The sequence below is a fragment of the Lysobacter panacisoli genome (assembly GCF_009765165.1).
GTDB classification, from domain to species: domain Bacteria; phylum Pseudomonadota; class Gammaproteobacteria; order Xanthomonadales; family Xanthomonadaceae; genus Lysobacter_J; species Lysobacter_J panacisoli.
Map to the genome: position 1 here is coordinate 1354045 of NZ_VLNU01000001.1, position 16427 is coordinate 1370471.

Genomic DNA, 16427 nt, shown 5'->3' on the forward strand with positions numbered 1-16427 from the left:
GGCGTCCATGAGCGAGCCCACTCCCGCCAACGAAATCCCGCAGGACCCGCACGAACAGCGGATCGCGGACCTGCGCAAGCGCCGCTTCGCGCGGCTGCGCTGGCTGGCCGTGCGCGCGGCGATCGTGTCGGTCGCGCTGGCGCTGATCGCGGGCGTGTTCCTGTACTGGCTGCTCACCAGCATCGGCGGCCGCGACCTGCTGATGGCGCAGATCGTCGCTCGCCTGCCGGAAAACGCGACGCTGTCGTGGCGTTCACTCGAGGGTCCGCTGTCGGGACCGCTCACGCTCAACGGCGTTCGCTTCACCTACGACCGCATCGTGTTCACCGCCGACCGCGTGCACATCGATCCGGCGATCCGCCCGCTGATCCGCCGCCGACTGCGCCTGGATGCACTGCAGATCGCCAACGCGACGCTGGAACTGCCCAAGAGCGACGAGCCGTTCGAGCTGCCGCAGTGGCCCGACGTGCTGCCCGAGATCGCGCCGCCCCTGGAACTGCAGGCCGACGACGTGCGCGTCGACGGCTTCGTGCTCACGCAGGAGCGCGAGAAGCTGATCGACATCCGCACGCTGCGCGGCGGACTCGATGCGCGGCAAGGACAGCTGCATGTCGAGCACGTGTTCGTGGACAGCGATCGCGGACGCTTCAACCTGCACGGCGACTACGTGCCGCGCGACGATTACCGCACCGATGTCACCGCGAGCGCGGTGCTGCCCGCGGCGGAAGGACGCACGCCCGCGCGCGTCGGCCTGGTCGCACGCGGCGATCTGTCGCGCATGAGCGTCGCCATCGCCGGCCACACGCCGTCGCCGCTGCACGCGAGCAGCGTGCTGCGCGGTCGCGACCAGCCGCGCTGGCGGCTGGATGCGGATTCCGAAGGACTCGACATCGGCCTGGTCACGGGCGCCGAAGCCAGCGACGACGACCAGCCGCTGATCTTCAGTTTCAGCGCCGACGGCGTGGGCGGATCGGCCGACCTGCGCGGCGAACTGCGCCAGGGCGATCTGGTCGCGACGGTGCTGCCATCGAAGGTGCGCGTGGAGAACCAGGTGCTCGACGTGCAGCCGCTGTCGCTGCGCATCTTCGACGGCACCGCGACGCTGCGCGGCACGGCGGATTTCAAGGATCCGGAGAATGCGCGCTTCCGTTTCGCCGCGAACGCGCGCGACCTGACCTTCGGCGGACAGACCACTGTCCCCGCACCTACGACGAATCCACCGGCGAGCGTGAGTGCGGCCAAGCTGCAGAAGGTCACGACGCAGGCCGCACCGGGCGAGCAGACCGTGCCGGTGGCGATCCAGGCCGACGCCGACCTGGGCTTCGCAGGCACGATGAAATCATGGGCCGCGATCGGCAATGCCACGCTGCGTCGCGACGGCGAGGAAGCGACGGTGCGGTTCGACGGTCGCGGCAACGACGAGCGCATGGTGCTCAAGACGCTGCAGGCGCGCATGCCCAGCGGCACGCTCGATGGCAGCGGCACGGTCGCGTGGGCGCCGTCGCTGGGCTGGGACATCAACGCCACGCTGGCCGGTTTCGATCCGGGCTACTTCGCCGCGGACTGGAAGGGTTCGGTCAACGGCAAGCTCGCCACGAAGGGCAGCACGCGCGACGACGGCGGACTGGAAATCGCCGCGGATGCGACCAGTCTCGGCGGCCGTCTGCGCAACCGTCCGCTCGGCGGACGCGCGCGTTTCGCGATGCACGGCGCCGGCAACGCGGGCGGCGAAACCGCCTACGACGGCGACGTCGCGCTCACGCTCGGCACCAGCCGCATCGACGCGAAGGGCAAGGTCGCCAGCGCGCTCGACATCGACGCGAAGTTCTCGCCGCTGGTACTCAGCGACCTGCTGCCCGGCGGCGCCGGCACGCTGCGCGGATCGCTGCAGTTGAAGGGTCCGCGTACCGCGCCTGACGTCGTCGCCGACCTCACCGGCAGCGGCCTGAAGTACGGCGACTACCGCGCCGATTCGTTGAGCGCGAAGGGTCGCCTGCCGTGGCAGCGCGGCGACGGTGCGATCGCGATCCGCGCGAGCGGACTCGAAGCCGGACTGCCGTTCTCGTCGCTGAGCGTCGATGCGCGCGGCGCGGTCGAATCGCTGCAGCTCCAGGGCGAGGCACGCGGCGACATCGGCGTGCTGACGCTGGCGGGCAACGCGAACAAGCGCGGCAACACGTGGCAGGGCGCGCTGTCGGCGTTCCAGCTCGCACCGGTGCGCGGCGCGTCATGGCGACTGCAACAGGCGGCGCGCTTCAGCTGGGACGGTCGCAACGGTTCGCTCAGCAACAGCTGCTTCGTCTCGAGCGGCGGCGGCTCGCTGTGCGCGAACGCGGACTGGCCGCGTCGCGGGCTCGCCGTGCGCGGCGAAGCGCTGCCGTTGAGCCTGCTGGTGCCGTACTTGCCCGAGCGCGAAGAAGGCCGTCCGTGGATCCTGCGCGGCGAGATCTCGCTGGATGGGCAGCTGCGCCCGGTCGGCAACGCGTGGCGTGGACAGGTGAATGTGCGCTCGGCCGGCGGCGGTCTCAAGAACAGCGCGCGTTCGCGTCGCGAAGTATTGAGTTACGACAACCTTGCGCTCAACGCGACCTTCGACCCGCGCCGCATCAACGGCGAGCTCACCACCGCGTTCAACAGCGGCGGCCGCATCGATGCGCGCATCGCCACCGGCTGGGACGACTTCGCGCCGATCGCAGGCGAGGTCGCGATCAACACCGACGAGCTGGTATGGCTGGAACTGTTCTCGCCCGACATCATGGAACCGAAGGGCCGCCTCGACGCGCGCATCACGCTTGCGGGCACGCGTGCGCGGCCGCAGCTCGGCGGACAGGCACGGCTGTCGCAGTTCAGCACCGAGATCCCGTCGCTGGCGATCGTGCTGGAGAACGGCGACGTGCGCGTGGACGCGCTGCCCGACGGCACCGCGCGCATCGACGGTTCGATCCGTTCCGGCGAAGGCACGCTCAACGTCGACGGCTCGCTCAACTGGCAGAACACCAGCGCGCCGCTGCTGCTGACCGTGACCGGCCAGAACGTGCTGGTCTCCGACACGCGCGACCTGCACGCGATCGCCAGTCCCGACGTGCAGGTGCGCTACGCCGCGGGCCAGCCGATCACCGTGACCGGCACCGTGACCGTGCCGTCAGCGCGCATCGATCTGGAGCGCCTGGACCAGGGCGTGTCCGCATCGCCGGACGTGGTCGTGCTCGATCCGGAAGATCCGGAGGAAACCGGCGCGTCGCCGCTCGATCTCGACCTGACGCTGGCGCTCGGCGACGACGTGAAGCTCAACGGCTTCGGCCTGGAAGGCGGTCTTGGCGGCAAGATGCGCGTGCGCTCGCATCCGGGCCGCGAGATGACCGCGAGCGGCCAGTTGCAGGTGCACGGCCAGTACAAGGCCTACGGACAGGAACTCAGCATTACGCGCGGCGAGCTGTCGTGGTCGGGCGGCCCGGTGTCCGACCCGATCCTCAACGTGCGCGCCGAGCGCGTGGTCGGCGATGTCACCGCCGGCGTCGACATCCGCGGCCGCGCCAGTGCGCCGACCGCGGAGGTCTGGTCCGATCCGGCCAGTTCGCAGTCCGAAGCGCTGGCCTATCTCACCCTCGGTCGCCCGCTGGCAAGCGCGAACAGCGACGAGAGCAAGCAGGTCAACGCCGCCAGCGCGGCGCTGTCGGCCGGCGGCAGCCTGATCGCCTCGCAGCTCGGCGCCAAGCTCGGCCTGGACGATGCCGGCGTCAGCGACAGCCGCGCACTCGGCGGCAGCGTGCTCGGCATCGGCAAGCACATCTCGCCGCGACTGTACGTCGGCTACGGCGTATCGCTGCTCGGCACCGGCCAGGTGCTGATGCTCAAGTACCTGCTGCGCAAGGGCTTCGACGTGCAGATCGAGTCGAGCACGATCGAGAACCGCGCGTCGATCAACTGGCGCAAGGAGAAGTAGGCGCGTGCCGACCTGCGGTCCTCTCCTGCAGGGACGCGGGATGCGCGCGATGGTGCTGTCGGCGGCGCTGGCGATCCTGCCGGGCTGTTCGGTCGTGGACGCGACGCTGTCCGCGCTGTTCGAACCGCGCGCCTCGTTCGCGCTGGACGTTCCTGGAACGGTGACCACCGCGCAGGTGTTCGACTGCGTATCGGACAGCGTGGCCGCTCGCCCGGGACGGCGTGGCTGGATGAACACGAACGTGACCCGCATCGACAGCGCGCGTGGCGTGATCGAGACGGGCGATTACGCACGCGACAACATCGTCGGCCTGCGCAGCCGCACCGAGTTCTCACCTCCGGCAGGAAGGATCGTCACGCGGATCCGCGGCGGCGGCCCGTATTTCGCCGATCTCGGCATCGACGGGGCGGCACTGGACCTCAAGACGCGGTTGCGCGATTGTCTTGGTCCGCACAGCCGCGCCAACACGATGCGATGAGCGAGTCGCCCCACAAACCGCAGGTCTTCTACAACAGCGCCTGCCCGGTCTGCAAAGCCGGCGTCGATGCGCAGCGCGCGGACATGCAGGCGTGCGGGCTCGATGTCGAGTGGATCGACGTGCATGCGCAGCCCGAGTCCGTCGCGCAGGTCGGCGCATCGCTGGAGGACGTGCGCGAGCGGCTTTACGTCAAGGACGAACAAGGTCAGCTGCATATCGGCGCGGACGCCTTCACCGAATTGTGGCAGCGCACGCCGAAGCAGCGCTGGCTGGCGCGCATCACGCGCGCACCGTTGCTGCGGCCGCTATCGCATTGGCTCTACAACGCATTCGCCCGCCAGCTGTATCGCTGGAACCGGCGCAAAGGACACTGGTAGCACATGCAGATCATCGAAACCGAACGCCTGCGGCTGCGCGAGATCGTCGAGAACGACGCTCCCTTCATCCTGGAGCTGCTGACCGACCCGTCGTTCCTGGAAAACATCGGCGACCGCGGTGTCAGCGACCTCGCCAGTGCCGTGCATTACGTCCGTAACGGCCCGCGTGCGAGTTACGCGCGCCACGGCTACGGCCTGTGGCTGGTCGAACTCAAGGAAACCGGCGAAGCACTCGGCATGAGCGGGCTGGTGCGGCGCGACACGCTGCCCGCACCGGACATCGGCTACGCGTTCCTGCCGCGTTACTGGTCGAAGGGCTATGCGGTGGAAGCGTGTACGGCGGTGCGCGACCACGCGATTCGCACGCTCGGGTTGCCGCGCCTGCTCGCGATCGTTTCGCCGGGCAACGAGGCGTCGGTGAAAGTGCTCGCCCGCATCGGCCTGCACTTCCAGGCCATCGTGAACCTGGGCGAGGAAGACCTGCAGTTGTTCGCGCTGGATGCGTGAACGTCAGTCGTCGACGTGGACGATCTTCATGTCGGCGAACCACAGCTGCGACCAGCGTTCCATCTTTTCCGTGGCCGCGAGTTTCTGCGGCGAGGCCGGTTGTTCACCGGCGAGGCGATCCGCATCATCGAGCGTGCGCGCGTTGATGGCCGCGTACGTCATGCCGGCCACTTCGGCCGTCACCATCACCAGCACGGCGCAATGCGGGCAGGCGAGGAACTCCGCCTGTCCCGAGCCCTGTCGATAAAACAGCGCATCGCCACGCAGGCGCAGGACCAGCGAACCGCCGGCATCCGACAGCCACGCCGCACCATGCTTGCGGCAGAAGCCACAGTCGCAGGCGCGCGGCGTGTAGTCCGTCAGCGGCTTCGCGAAGCGCGCCTCGTAGGCGAGCCGACCGCAATGGCAACCGCCGTGCCGCGCGTTCATCGCGACACCGCGTAGCGCGCGCCGCGCAACTGCGGTCGCTTGTCCAGGACATCGGTCCAGACCACGTACGCATCGCCGTCGACGACCAGTTTGGCGAATCCGGTTCCGCGTCCACGGCCGTGAAGTTTCGCCACTTCGCCGCGTTGCAGTTCGCGCGACAGGTCCGGCGCGAAACGCGCGAACTGCAGCGACTGGCCGTTCGCATCCTCGCGCGTCCACACGGCCCACGCGCCGGCATGGTCGAGCGCGACATCGATGCGACCCTGCACCTGCGGGCCGCTGTCGAGCGTGAGCGGTGCAGCGAACGCGTCGCCCGCGTCATCGCTGCGCGCCAGCTTCACCGCCGGCATGTCGCCGACGGCGGTGTACCAGCCGACGAGGACATCGCGACCGGTCGATGCGATCGCCGGGCCGTTCACCGGGCAGGCCGGCATCTTCCAGCCGTCGGCATGGACCTGTTTGGACTGCGCGCCGGGCTGCAGGCGGACGGCACTGATGTCGCGGATTTCTTCCGGCGTGCGGTCGCGGTAGACCAGCAATGCACCGTTCGCGGTGTTGGCGATGTCGGTCTGGCAGCAATCGCAGGTCATCGCGTCGAGTTCGCGTTCTTCGCTGCGTTGCAGCCCGGCGTCGAACAGCGCGGTGCGCATCGTCATCGCGCCGCCATGTCCCTCGTGGCCTCCGTGCCCGCCGCCGCTGTTGCGCCCGTCCAGCCAGGCCACGCCGATGCGATCGTCGGCCGCAGGCCAGAGCGAGACGAACCCGTGTTCGGTCGGCGTGCCGTCGTCGTTCACGGGAAGCGGCTTCGACCAGGTCGCGCCGCCGTCGCCGGAGCGTGCCAGCACCACGTCGTATGCGTATTTCGCACTCGCGGACTTGCGCAGCCAGTGCGCCCACAACGCGCCATCGGCGGTCTGCGCGATGTGCGGCGTGTCGGCCCAGTTGACGAACCAGTCGTCGCCGCGCGCGATCTCGCGCACATCACTCCACGCGCTGTTCGCGAAACGCGCGAACTTCAGCGAATGCCCCTCGCCCTGCGGTTCGATCCACGACAGCAGCAGGCTGCCGTCGGGTGCACGCACGAGGTCGGGCTGCGCGGCGTCGTGCGATGCCGGCAAGGGCCAGTCGGCCGCGACGATGCGGGTGGGCCGCTCCTGTGCGGCGGGCGTCTCGACGGCCACGGGCGGTGCGCGATCGCAGGCCGCGCACAGCAGCAGGACAGCGGGCAGAAGCAGTCGGCTCGGCGTCATGCGCGCAGCTTAGCGCGAAACCCTCGCGGCTCCGGCGATGGCGGGATTGAGCCGGATCAACACGGTCGACGCGATGCGCGCGGATGATCGGACCTCTCCCCCGACACGATCAGGCCATGCGCACACGCATCGATCTCCCGGCCAGCGCGGACAACACGCTCCGCCACCAGCAACCGCTGCACGACACGCTCAGCCGGCAGATCGCGGAGTTCGAGGCGCGCGGCGGAACGGTGGAACAGCTGCCGCACGGCGTTTTCGGACAACCGGACCGCTCGTACTACAACGGCCGCATGGTCGGACCGAGGCGAACCGGGCCGGTGAAGACGCGCTGAAGGCGTGCCAGGCGCGACGCAGCCCGTGAGCCGTATCAGGCCACGCGCTCGCGCCGCGCGCGGGTGAGGTGCACGAGCAGCAGCGAGATCGCGGCGGGGGTCATGCCCGGAATGCGCTGCGCCTGGCCGACGGTCTGCGGGCGCACGCGCTCGAGCTTCTGCTGCACCTCGGCCGACAATCCGCGCACGGAGGCGTAGTCGAACGCGTCGGGAATCGCCGTGTGTTCGTGCCGCTGCTGGCGCGCGATCTCCTCGCGCTGGCGATCGAGGTAGCCGGCGTACTTCACGCCGATCTCGACCTGTTCGGCGACTTCCGCATCGCTCACGGCCGGTCCCAGCGATGGCACGGTCATCAGCGCGGCGTAGTCGAGTTCGGGACGCTTGAGCAGGTCGAGCGCGCTGGTCTCGCGGCTGATCTCGATACCCAGCGTGTCCATCGCCTCGCGGCCGAGCGCGTTCCCCGGCGCGGTCCACAGGCCGCCCAGGCGTGACGACTCGCGCGCGATCGCCTCGCGCTTGGCCTCGAAGCGCGCGAAACGCGCATCGTCGACGAGGCCGAGTTCGCGACCGGTCGGCGTGAGCCGCAGGTCCGCGTTGTCTTCACGCAGCTGCAGGCGGTATTCGGCGCGCGAGGTGAACATGCGATAGGGCTCGCGCGTGCCGTGGGTGATCAAGTCGTCCACGAGCACGCCGAGGTAGGCCTCGTCGCGGCGCGGGCTCCAGCCGTCCACGCCCCGCACGAAACGCGCGGCGTTGACGCCGGCGAGCAGACCCTGCGCGGCGGCCTCCTCGTAACCGGTGGTGCCGTTGATCTGGCCGGCGAAGAACAGGCCGTCGACGCCCTTCGTCTCCAGCGTTCTCTTCAGTCCGCGCGGATCGAAGAAATCGTATTCGATCGCATAGCCCGGACGCGTGATGTGCGCGTGCTCGAAACCGCGGATCGAACGCACCAGTTCCAGCTGCACGTCGAACGGCAGCGAGGTGGAGATGCCGTTGGGGTAGATCTCGGCGACGTCGAGGCCTTCAGGCTCGACGAAGATCTGGTGGCTGGCCTTCTCGGCGAAGCGCACCACCTTGTCCTCGATCGACGGGCAGTAACGCGGACCGATGCCCTCGATCTGGCCGGTGTACAGCGGAGAGCGGTCGAGCGCGCCGCGGATGATCTCGTGGGTGCGCTCGCTGGTGTGGGTGATCCAGCACGACACCTGGCGCGGCTGGTCGGCATGCGAGCCCATGAAGGACATGATCGGGCGCGGATCGTCGCCGGGTTGCTCCTCCATCACCGAGTAGTCGAGGGTGCGGCCGTCGATGCGCGGCGGCGTGCCGGTCTTGAGGCGATCGACCACGAACGGGCCTTCGCGCAGTTTGTGCGCCAGCGCGACCGCGGGCGGATCGCCGGCGCGACCGGCAGCGTAGGTGGTCTGGCCGACGTGGACCTTGCCGGCGAGGAAGGTGCCGGCGGTCAGCACCACCGCGCCCGCGTCGAAGCGCAGGCCGGTCTGGGTCACCACGGCGGTCGCACGGCCACCTTCGAAGACGATGTCGTCGACCGCGGCCTGGAACAGGGTCAGGTTCGGCTGGTTCTCCACCGCGCGGCGGATGAAGGCGCGGTAGAGCGAGCGGTCGGCCTGGCAGCGCGTGGCGCGCACGGCCGGGCCCTTGCTCGCGTTGAGGCGACGCCACTGGATGCCGGCGGCGTCGGCGGCGCGCGCCATGACGCCACCGAGGGCGTCGATCTCCTTGACCAGATGGCCCTTGCCGATGCCGCCGATGGCCGGGTTGCAGCTCATCGCACCGACCGTCTCCACCGAGTGCGTGAGCAGCAGGGTGCGGGCACCCGCGCGCGCCGACGCCAGCGCGGCCTCGGTGCCGGCATGGCCGCCGCCGACCACGATCACGTCGTATTGGTAGAAGTTCTGGCTCATTCGTCTGGAAAAGGAAGGCTGGATCGGGACACGCGGGTGCGTTCACCGGTGTGCGAATTCTAGGTCACCCGGGTCGCGGTCGCCGGCGAGGATGAACGGAAGGTGAAAGTTGGCACGGTTCCTGCGACATATTCCATGCACCCAGCGGGGCAGGCGCTTAGCGCCGGCCGGAATTGGAACAGGGGCTGGCCAAGCGCTCGCGGGGGAAGCCGGGGGGCCGAATGTCGGGGGACGTTCGGCCCCCTTTTTTATCCAGCGGCGGGAGCCGCAAACACGAAAGGCGCCGGAGACGGCGCCTTTCGCGTTTCTGGCCGGCGGTAACGCCTGGCCGGTTTGGGCGCCGACGCCCGATGGGGACGGAACAGGGGGGATCCGTGGTTCCTCATCGGGCGCCGACATGGAGCCGGTCGCTTTCCGAATTACGTCCAAAAGCGACGCAATCGGTCAATGACCGCAGATTGCCGTCAGTCGCCCGTCGACGCAAGAGGCAAAATGTGACTGCGCCCGAGCTTGCGACCGGCGGTCAGCGCTCCTGCTCCTGGATGCCCGGCATCCTCGAACGTCCGCTCGACCCCTCGCGCGGACCCTCGCTGCGCGGTGCGCCCATGTTGCGCGGCGGCTGCGTCCGGGCCGGGGTCGGCTGGTTGCGCGGCATCGGCATGGCACCGGAGGACGGCGGCCGCTGCGACTGGTTGATCCGACGCTGCAGGTCTTCCACACCGGTCCACGGACCGTTGCCGCCCCGGTTCGGTTGCGAGCCGCGATAGTCGCCGCGATGACCGCCGCCGTGGTTGTAGTTGTAGCCGTGGCCGTGGCGGTACGGGTAGCGGTAGTACGGATAGCGCGGGTACGCCGGATAGCCGTAGTACGGATAGCCGTGATAGCCGTAGGCACCGTAGCGGTACGGATAACCCCAGGCACCGTAGCCGGGATAGCCGTAGTACCCGCCGCCGTATCCACCGTAGTAGCGGTAGTCGACGGTCGGTCGGCCGTAGTAGTAGTCGCCACCGCCGTTGGCGCGGTAGGTGTAGTCGGTCACGCAGCCGGCCAGAAGCGTGGCGGCGAGCGCAGGCAAGAGCAGTTTGCGGAACATTGGTGCGGACCCCCCAGGGTGTTGGCGCCAGCTTCCGGCCGGAGTATTGAATCCGGCCTTAATTTTTCCGGGGTCCGCGAAGGCGCACGAACGGCGTTCAGTCGGACGGCGGTGGATCGGCGGAAGTTCGGGCGTCGCCGAACATTGTCGCGCGCGGCCCGTGGTGCCAGCATGCCACGCCCTGCCCGACGGACGCGTCCATGACCCTGCACCGAGCCTCCGGCAACTGGCGCCTGGGGCTGCTGTTGACCCTGATCACCGCCGCCTGCTGGGCGACGCTGCCGATCGCCCTGAAGCTGGTCCTGCAGGCACTGGACCCGATCACCCTGACCTGGTTCCGCTTCGTGGTCGCTGCGTTGTTCACCGGCGCATGGCTGGGCCTGCGCGGCCGGCTCGGCGGCTATCGCGCGCTCGACGGTCGCGGCTGGGCGATGCTCGGCGTGGCCGCGCTGATGCTGGTCGGCAACTACGTCTTCTACCTGCTCGGTGTGCAGCACACCACGCCGGCCAATGCGCAGCTGCTGATCCAGCTCGCGCCGCTGCTGATGGCTCTGGGCGGGATCTGGGTGTTCGGCGAACGCTTCCGCGCCGCGCAATGGCTGGGCCTGTTGCTGCTGTTCGCCGGCATGGGGCTGTTCTTCGCCGACCAGCTCGCGGCCAGCGCGCGGGCGCCGGGCTACGTGCTCGGATCCTCGCTGGTGGTCGTCGGCGCGATCGTCTGGGCGCTGTACGCGCTGCTGCAGAAGCAGTTGCTGGTGCGCCTGGGCTCGATGCAGATCCTGCTCTTCATCTACGTGTTCGCGAGCATCGCGCTGCTGCCGTTCGCGCACCCCGCGTCGCTGCTGAAGCTCGACGGACTGCATTGGGCGCTGCTGGCGTACTGCGCGTTCAACACGATCGGCGCGTACGGCGCGTTCGCCGAGGCGCTCGCGCACTGGGAGGCTTCGCGCGTGTCGGCGATCCTCGCCACCACGCCGCTCCTGTGCATCGCCGCGGCGTGGGCGGTGCACGCCCTGTGGCCGCAATGGCTGGCGCCCGAGCGAATCACCCTGACCGGCTGGATCGGCGCGGCGCTGGTGGTCGTCGGCTCGGCCGCGGTCAGCCTGCTCAACGCGCGGCGATAGGCCTACCATCCGGACATGAACGACACCGCCCGCACCCGCACCGCCCTTCCCGTATTCGACGACGTTCTCGCCGCGGCGGCGCGCATCGCCCCGCACGCGCACGTCACGCCGGTCCTGCGCTCGCACAGCATTGACGCCATCGCGGGCTGCGAACTGCACTTCAAGGCCGAACACCTGCAGCGCGCCGGTGCCTTCAAGTTCCGCGGCGCGTGCAACGCGGTGTGGTCGCTCAGCGACGAGGACGCCGCGCGCGGGGTGGTCACGCATTCGTCTGGCAATCACGGCGCGGCACTGGCACTGGCGGCGCGCACGCGCGGCATCGCCTGCCACGTGGTCGTGCCCGAAGGCGCGGTCGCGGCCAAGCTCGCGGCGATCGAAGCCTACGGCGCCACCCTGCACCGCTGCGCGCCGACCATCGCCGCGCGCGAGATCCGCTGCGCGCAGCTGCAAGCGGAGACCGGCGCCGAGCTGGTCCATCCCTACACCGACCCGCGGGTGATCGCCGGCCAAGGGACGGCGGCGCTGGAACTGCTCAGCGATGCGACACCGTTCGACGCGCTGGTCGTGCCGGTCGGTGGCGGCGGACTGGCCTCGGGCACGGCGCTCGCGGTGGCCGCATGCTCGCCGCGCACCCGCCTGCACCTGGCCGAGCCCAGCGGCGCGGCCGAGACCTGGGCTTCGATGCAGCGCGGCGAACGCGTCACCGAATTCACCCCCGACACCATCTGCGACGGCCTGCGCGGCACCCTGGGCGAGCCCAACTTCGCGTTGCTGCATGCGCACGGCGCACGGGTGCTGAAGGTGGACGACGCCGATACCGTCGCGGCCATGCGGCTGTTCTGGCAGCGCACCAAGCAGATCGTCGAGCCGTCCTCGGCGGTGGCGCTGGCTGCGGTGCTGGGCAACCGCGAGACCTTCGACGGCCAGCGGGTTGGCATCGTGCTGTCGGGTGGCAACGTCGATCCGGACGCCCTGCCCGAGTTGTTCGCGCGCGGCTGAATGCGCGGCGATTCGCGCCGCCATTGCTTTTTGTGTGACCGTGCTAACAATACCTTGCCGATTCTGGCGTGAATGACGCCGCGATCGCGTCGCCGCAAGGCGGCACCGGGTGGGGACCCGGGATCGCGGACCGTACGCGCCGCGGTGCATTTCTGGAATGACACTCAGGCCCCTGGGGAGGTGGCTGATGGTGGATGTCGAGTTTCGCGTCGTCTCCGACCGACGCGAAGGATTGCTGTTGGCGCTCGGCCAGACGGTGATCGCCAATGGCTTCACGCTGCTTCGCCAGCGCATGGCCGGCGACAGCGATGGCGTGGTGCTGACGATGCTCGTGCGCGGTCCGCGCACGAGCCTGCCGCCGCTGGAAGAATGCCTGGGCACGCACCCGCTGGTGCGCAGCTTCGAGGCGTCGCGCCCCGACGACACGCAGCCGGTGGTCGAAGCGCCGCCTGAAGTCACCGAAGCATCGCCGCGTCGTACCAACACGCTGCCCACGCTCGCCGACTCGCGCCTGATCGAAGCGCTGCTGCCGCAGCTCGCGCGCGACTATCCGAACATCTTCATCCCGCTGCTCGCACTGGAACGCGAACTCTCCCCGGATCAGCGCGAACCCGCGCTGCGCTATGTCGGCCAGCGCGTGGGCGCGTGGGTCTACAAGCGCGACTTCGCACTCGGCGGACACCTGCAACTGGGCGATGCGGTCCGTCACATCGCGCTGCCCGCCCTGCGTCAGATCGTGCAGGCCGAACTGCACGGCGACAGCCTGCGCGTGCCCAACAGCCCGTTCTGCCACCGCGGCCAGCACGGCACGTGCTGCCATTTCCTGCGCGGCATGCTCGGCGGCCTGCTCGGTGCGCCGCACGGAACGCATGGCCTGCGCGTCATCGAAACCCATTGCCGGAACACCGGCGCGGAGATCTGCAGCTTCGAATTCAGAGCCTGAGCCACACTGACAAGGGAGGTCCGCAATGCCGCACGATCACGTCGTCCAATGCGTCCACGATCCACTGCTGGTCGTTCTCTCGTACCTCGTTTCGGTCCTGGGTTCCTTCACCGCGCTGCAGCTGGCGATCGGCATTCCCGGCGCGCGCACGTTCGGCCAGCGCGTGGGCGCGATCTTCTTCTCCGGCGCGACGATGGGCGGCGGCGCGATCTGGGCGATGCACTTCATCGCGATGCTTGCCTGCCGCATGGACATCCCGGTGTCGTACGACCTGCAGCTGACCACGCAGTCCGCGGGCATCGCGATCGCGTCGTGCATGATCGGCCTGGCCATCGCGGGTTCGGGCGTTTTCGGCTGGGGCAAGCTGATCGTCGCCGGTTTGTTCATGGGCGCCGGCGTCGCCGGCATGCACTACACCGGCATGGCCGCGATGCGGATGCCGGCGACGATCCGATACGACATGGCGATGGTCGGCGCATCCGCGGCGATCGCCGTGGTCGCGTCGATAGCCGCGCTGTGGCTCGCATTCAACCTGCGCGGCCGGATGCGGATGCTCGGCAGCGCGCTGATGATGGGCGCGGCGGTGTGCGGCATGCATTACACCGGCATGCATGCGGCGACCTTCGTCCCCGATGCGAACGCGGTCGCGACCGTCGGCCTGAGCGGCGAACGCCTCGGCACGGGGCTGTTCGCGGTGACCTCGGCGATGCTCGCCGTGGTGCTGGTCACCAGCCTGGTGCGGCAGCGCCAGCGGGCGACGATGCGGATCTGAGGAGCGCTTCCCTTCTCCCCTCGCGGCGACCGAAGGGAGTGCAGAGCTGAGAAGGTGCCCGAAGGGCGGAAGAGGGGACCGCGTAGCGCGTGCTCTTAGCCCGAACCGGCGCCACCCCTCTCCCTGGCGCTTCGCGCCTGTCCCTCTCCCGCAAGGGGAGAGGGACGACTGTGGTGTCGATCACGTTCGCGCCGCCGGGCGCGGCCGCTATCATCGTGGACCGCGCCGGCATCCAGCCCGGCGAGCTTGCCCGCAAGGACTCGCGATGATGAAGATCGACGGCACCCGCACCCACGACCGCGCCACCGAACTGATCCTGGCCTACTACGCTGCGTTCAACCGCGGCGACTGGGACGGCATGCTGGCCCTGCTCGGCGACGACATCGTCCACGACCTCAACCAGGGCCCGCGCGAAACCGGCCGCGACGCGTTCGCCGCTTTCCTGCAGCGCATGGCGCGCAGTTATCGCGAACAGCTGCACGACATCGTGGTGATGGTCTCGCCCGACGGTGGACGTGCGGCGGCCGAGTACATCGTGCATGGCGAATACCTGTCCGACGACACCGGCCTGCCGCCCGCGCGCGGACAGAAGTACATGCTCCCCGGCGGTGCATTCTTCGAAGTGCGCGACGGCCGCATCCAGCGCGTCAGCAACTACTACAACCTCGAAGACTGGATCGCCCAGGTCGGCTGACCGGTCGGTCGCTCCGACCGTTTTCTAACGGACCAGCCGCGACAATCCGCCTGCGCCGAACCGGCGGAGGCGACATGCCTGCAGTCGTGCGTTCCCCCGCGTTGTGGATCGCCGTCCTGGCGGCGACGCTTGGATTCGTTTTCCTCGGCGCGCGCGGGATCTGGGATCCCGACGAAGGCCGCTACACCAATGTCGCCCTCAACATGCTCGCCAGCGGCGACTGGCTGACCCCGCACCGCAGCCACGAAGTCGGACACTGGACCAAGCCACCGCTTACCTATTGGGCGATCGCCGCAAGCCTGTGGACGTTCGGCCCTCATCCGTGGTCGGCGCGCTTACCGGCGGCGCTGGCTTACCTGCTGTGCGTGGGATTCGCGTTCCGTGCGGCCGCACGCCTGTCGCCCGGCAGTGAACGCGTCGCCGCACTGGCGTACGCGACGATGCTGCTTCCGGTCGGCGCATCGCAGTTCATCACCACCGACTTCGTACTGGCCGCCTGCATGAACCTGGCGATGTGGGCCTTCATCGAGGCACGCTTTGGCCCGCAGGCCCACGCAGGGCGCTGGCTGACACTGATGTGGGGCGGCCTCGCACTGGCCTTCATCGCCAAAGGTCCGCCGGGGCTGATCGTGCTGCCGGTCATGCTGCTGTTCGATGCACTCCATCCGGATCGACGCGGCAGCAGCGCCCTGCAATGGACCGGCATCGCGCTGTTCGTCGTGCTTGCGCTCCCGTGGTACCTGGCGGTCTTCCACGGCAACCCGGGGCTGTTCGCGTACTTCGTTGGCGACGAGGTCGTGCGGCGCGTGCTGACGGATGAGTTCGGCCGTCACGGCGAGTGGTACGGCTGGATCCAGATCTACGTGCCGACGCTGCTGGTCGGCACGCTACCGTGGACGCCGGCATTGCTGCGCTGGACGCGCGGACTGCCCGCGCAGGTTCGCGCATGGATACACGATCCGGTCCAACGCGCGAACGATGCATCCTGGTTGTTGCTCAGTCTCTGGTTGCTGCTGCCGCTGCTTGTCTTCTGCTTCGCGCGCTCGCGCCTGCCGCTCTACCTGCTGCCGTTGTTCGTGGCGATGGCGGTGATCGTGGCGATGCAGCGGCAGCGCGAAGGGCGCTCCCCGCCGCGATGGCGCTGGCTGCTGGCGTGGGCGGCGCTGCTCCTGGCGATGAAGCTGGTCGCGGCGGTGTGGCCGACGCACAAGGACGCATCGGAATGGGCGCGCGCGATCCGCGCACGCGCGCCGGGCACGATCAGCGAGGTCGTGTTCGTCGAGGACATGGCCCGGTATGGGCTGCACCTGTACCTGGGCACCGGCACGCAGATCGAGAAAATCTCGCTGAGCGCCTTCGACCAGCCGCGCTTCAACCCTCCCTACGACGAGCCTTTGGCCGTCGAGCTCGCCGAGGGCGAGAAGAACGTGGTCTGGATCTGCAGGCAGTCGCAATGGCCGCAGGTGGAAGCGCGAATCGTCACAGCCGGCTATCGCGTACGCCGGCTTGGAAGCCCCTATCGCGAGCGCGTCATGTTCGTCGTCGAACCCTCGAAGTGAGG

Annotated in this window: 15 protein-coding genes; 11 read left to right on the top strand and 4 right to left on the bottom strand. The window is 69.2% G+C overall.

The features are described 5' to 3' along the window. Nucleotides 1–7 precede the first annotated feature (7 nt). The 4 genes from FOF45_RS06485 to FOF45_RS06500 are packed head-to-tail and all read left to right on the top strand — an operon-like array spanning nucleotide 8 to nucleotide 5305. Nucleotides 8–3943 (top strand): translocation/assembly module TamB domain-containing protein, encoded by a 3936-nt coding sequence (locus FOF45_RS06485; RefSeq protein WP_158983181.1) that lies wholly within the window; start codon nucleotides 8–10, stop codon nucleotides 3941–3943. Nucleotides 3944–3983: 40 nt separating this feature from the next. Beyond that, on the top strand, nucleotides 3984–4421 hold the full coding sequence (locus FOF45_RS06490) for a hypothetical protein (protein ID WP_158983183.1): 438 nt from the start codon (nucleotides 3984–3986) through the stop codon (nucleotides 4419–4421). Continuing rightward, a complete protein-coding gene (locus tag FOF45_RS06495) occupies nucleotides 4418–4798 on the top strand; it encodes a thiol-disulfide oxidoreductase DCC family protein (protein ID WP_158983184.1) in 381 nt (126 codons plus the stop codon). Before FOF45_RS06490 ends, FOF45_RS06495 begins: the two co-directional genes overlap by 4 nt. A gap of 3 nt (nucleotides 4799–4801) precedes the next feature. After that, nucleotides 4802–5305 (top strand): GNAT family N-acetyltransferase, encoded by a 504-nt coding sequence (locus tag FOF45_RS06500; protein ID WP_158983186.1) that lies wholly within the window; start codon nucleotides 4802–4804, stop codon nucleotides 5303–5305. A 3-nt stretch (nucleotides 5306–5308) separates the two neighbouring features. Here the strand turns inward: FOF45_RS06500 and FOF45_RS06505 are convergent, their stop codons facing one another. Together FOF45_RS06505 and FOF45_RS06510 are read right to left on the bottom strand one after the other, a co-directional pair. Further along, the gene (locus FOF45_RS06505) at nucleotides 5309–5734 is read right to left on the bottom strand and encodes a GFA family protein (RefSeq protein WP_158983188.1); all 426 of its coding nucleotides are present in this window, start codon (nucleotides 5732–5734) and stop codon (nucleotides 5309–5311) included. After that, nucleotides 5731–6984 carry a sialidase family protein gene (locus tag FOF45_RS06510; protein WP_158983190.1) on the bottom strand — a complete coding sequence of 418 codons (1254 nt, stop codon included), beginning with the start codon at nucleotides 6982–6984 and terminating at the stop codon, nucleotides 5731–5733. Before FOF45_RS06510 ends, FOF45_RS06505 begins: the two co-directional genes overlap by 4 nt. 116 nt (nucleotides 6985–7100) lie before the next feature. On the opposite strand from FOF45_RS06510, the gene FOF45_RS06515 reads away from it, so the two are divergent. Continuing rightward, entirely contained in the window at nucleotides 7101–7316 is a 216-nt protein-coding gene (locus FOF45_RS06515; RefSeq protein WP_158983191.1) for a hypothetical protein, read from the top strand. Nucleotides 7317–7351: 35 nt separating this feature from the next. Here the strand turns inward: FOF45_RS06515 and mnmG are convergent, their stop codons facing one another. Both mnmG and FOF45_RS06525 read right to left on the bottom strand, forming a co-directional pair. Next, on the bottom strand, nucleotides 7352–9241 hold the full coding sequence (gene mnmG / locus FOF45_RS06520; protein WP_158983193.1) for a tRNA uridine-5-carboxymethylaminomethyl(34) synthesis enzyme MnmG: 1890 nt from the start codon (nucleotides 9239–9241) through the stop codon (nucleotides 7352–7354). 523 nt (nucleotides 9242–9764) lie between these two features. Then, complete coding sequence (locus FOF45_RS06525) at nucleotides 9765–10334, bottom strand: hypothetical protein (RefSeq protein WP_158983195.1); 570 nt, start codon at nucleotides 10332–10334, stop codon at nucleotides 9765–9767. A 200-nt stretch (nucleotides 10335–10534) separates the two neighbouring features. Between FOF45_RS06525 and FOF45_RS06530 the strand changes: the two genes are divergently transcribed. The 6 genes from FOF45_RS06530 to FOF45_RS06555 all read left to right on the top strand — a co-directional run bounded on the left by FOF45_RS06530 (nucleotide 10535) and on the right by FOF45_RS06555 (nucleotide 16425). Continuing rightward, a complete protein-coding gene (locus tag FOF45_RS06530) occupies nucleotides 10535–11458 on the top strand; it encodes a DMT family transporter (RefSeq protein WP_199244446.1) in 924 nt (307 codons plus the stop codon). Nucleotides 11459–11473: 15 nt separating this feature from the next. After that, nucleotides 11474–12457, top strand: a complete 984-nt coding sequence (locus tag FOF45_RS06535) for a threonine ammonia-lyase (RefSeq protein ID WP_158983197.1) — start codon at nucleotides 11474–11476, stop codon at nucleotides 12455–12457. Between the two features lie 157 nt (nucleotides 12458–12614). Then, nucleotides 12615–13400, top strand: a complete 786-nt coding sequence (locus tag FOF45_RS06540; RefSeq protein WP_158983199.1) for a hypothetical protein — start codon at nucleotides 12615–12617, stop codon at nucleotides 13398–13400. A gap of 25 nt (nucleotides 13401–13425) precedes the next feature. Beyond that, entirely contained in the window at nucleotides 13426–14172 is a 747-nt protein-coding gene (locus tag FOF45_RS06545) for an MHYT domain-containing protein (RefSeq protein ID WP_158983201.1), read from the top strand. A gap of 268 nt (nucleotides 14173–14440) precedes the next feature. Beyond that, on the top strand, nucleotides 14441–14866 hold the full coding sequence (locus FOF45_RS06550) for a ketosteroid isomerase-related protein (protein WP_158983203.1): 426 nt from the start codon (nucleotides 14441–14443) through the stop codon (nucleotides 14864–14866). A 74-nt stretch (nucleotides 14867–14940) separates the two neighbouring features. After that, a complete protein-coding gene (locus tag FOF45_RS06555; RefSeq protein WP_158983205.1) occupies nucleotides 14941–16425 on the top strand; it encodes an ArnT family glycosyltransferase in 1485 nt (494 codons plus the stop codon). The last annotated feature ends 2 nt before the right edge of the window (nucleotides 16426–16427 follow it).

What these genes read in the sequence shown, in the direction of transcription:
- FOF45_RS06485 (WP_158983181.1), top strand. Translation starts at nt 8, where the DNA reads ATGAGCGAGCCCACTCCCGCCAACGAAATCCCGCAGGACCCGCACGAA.
- FOF45_RS06490 (WP_158983183.1), top strand. Translation starts at nt 3,984, where the DNA reads ATGCGCGCGATGGTGCTGTCGGCGGCGCTGGCGATCCTGCCGGGCTGT.
- FOF45_RS06495 (WP_158983184.1), top strand. Translation starts at nt 4,418, where the DNA reads ATGAGCGAGTCGCCCCACAAACCGCAGGTCTTCTACAACAGCGCCTGC.
- FOF45_RS06500 (WP_158983186.1), top strand. Translation starts at nt 4,802, where the DNA reads ATGCAGATCATCGAAACCGAACGCCTGCGGCTGCGCGAGATCGTCGAG.
- FOF45_RS06505 (WP_158983188.1), bottom strand. Translation starts at nt 5,734, where the DNA reads ATGAACGCGCGGCACGGCGGTTGCCATTGCGGTCGGCTCGCCTACGAG.
- FOF45_RS06510 (WP_158983190.1), bottom strand. Translation starts at nt 6,984, where the DNA reads ATGACGCCGAGCCGACTGCTTCTGCCCGCTGTCCTGCTGCTGTGCGCG.
- FOF45_RS06515 (WP_158983191.1), top strand. Translation starts at nt 7,101, where the DNA reads ATGCGCACACGCATCGATCTCCCGGCCAGCGCGGACAACACGCTCCGC.
- mnmG (WP_158983193.1), bottom strand. Translation starts at nt 9,241, where the DNA reads ATGAGCCAGAACTTCTACCAATACGACGTGATCGTGGTCGGCGGCGGC.
- FOF45_RS06525 (WP_158983195.1), bottom strand. Translation starts at nt 10,334, where the DNA reads ATGTTCCGCAAACTGCTCTTGCCTGCGCTCGCCGCCACGCTTCTGGCC.
- FOF45_RS06530 (WP_199244446.1), top strand. Translation starts at nt 10,535, where the DNA reads ATGACCCTGCACCGAGCCTCCGGCAACTGGCGCCTGGGGCTGCTGTTG.
- FOF45_RS06535 (WP_158983197.1), top strand. Translation starts at nt 11,474, where the DNA reads ATGAACGACACCGCCCGCACCCGCACCGCCCTTCCCGTATTCGACGAC.
- FOF45_RS06540 (WP_158983199.1), top strand. Translation starts at nt 12,615, where the DNA reads ATGACACTCAGGCCCCTGGGGAGGTGGCTGATGGTGGATGTCGAGTTT.
- FOF45_RS06545 (WP_158983201.1), top strand. Translation starts at nt 13,426, where the DNA reads ATGCCGCACGATCACGTCGTCCAATGCGTCCACGATCCACTGCTGGTC.
- FOF45_RS06550 (WP_158983203.1), top strand. Translation starts at nt 14,441, where the DNA reads ATGAAGATCGACGGCACCCGCACCCACGACCGCGCCACCGAACTGATC.
- FOF45_RS06555 (WP_158983205.1), top strand. Translation starts at nt 14,941, where the DNA reads ATGCCTGCAGTCGTGCGTTCCCCCGCGTTGTGGATCGCCGTCCTGGCG.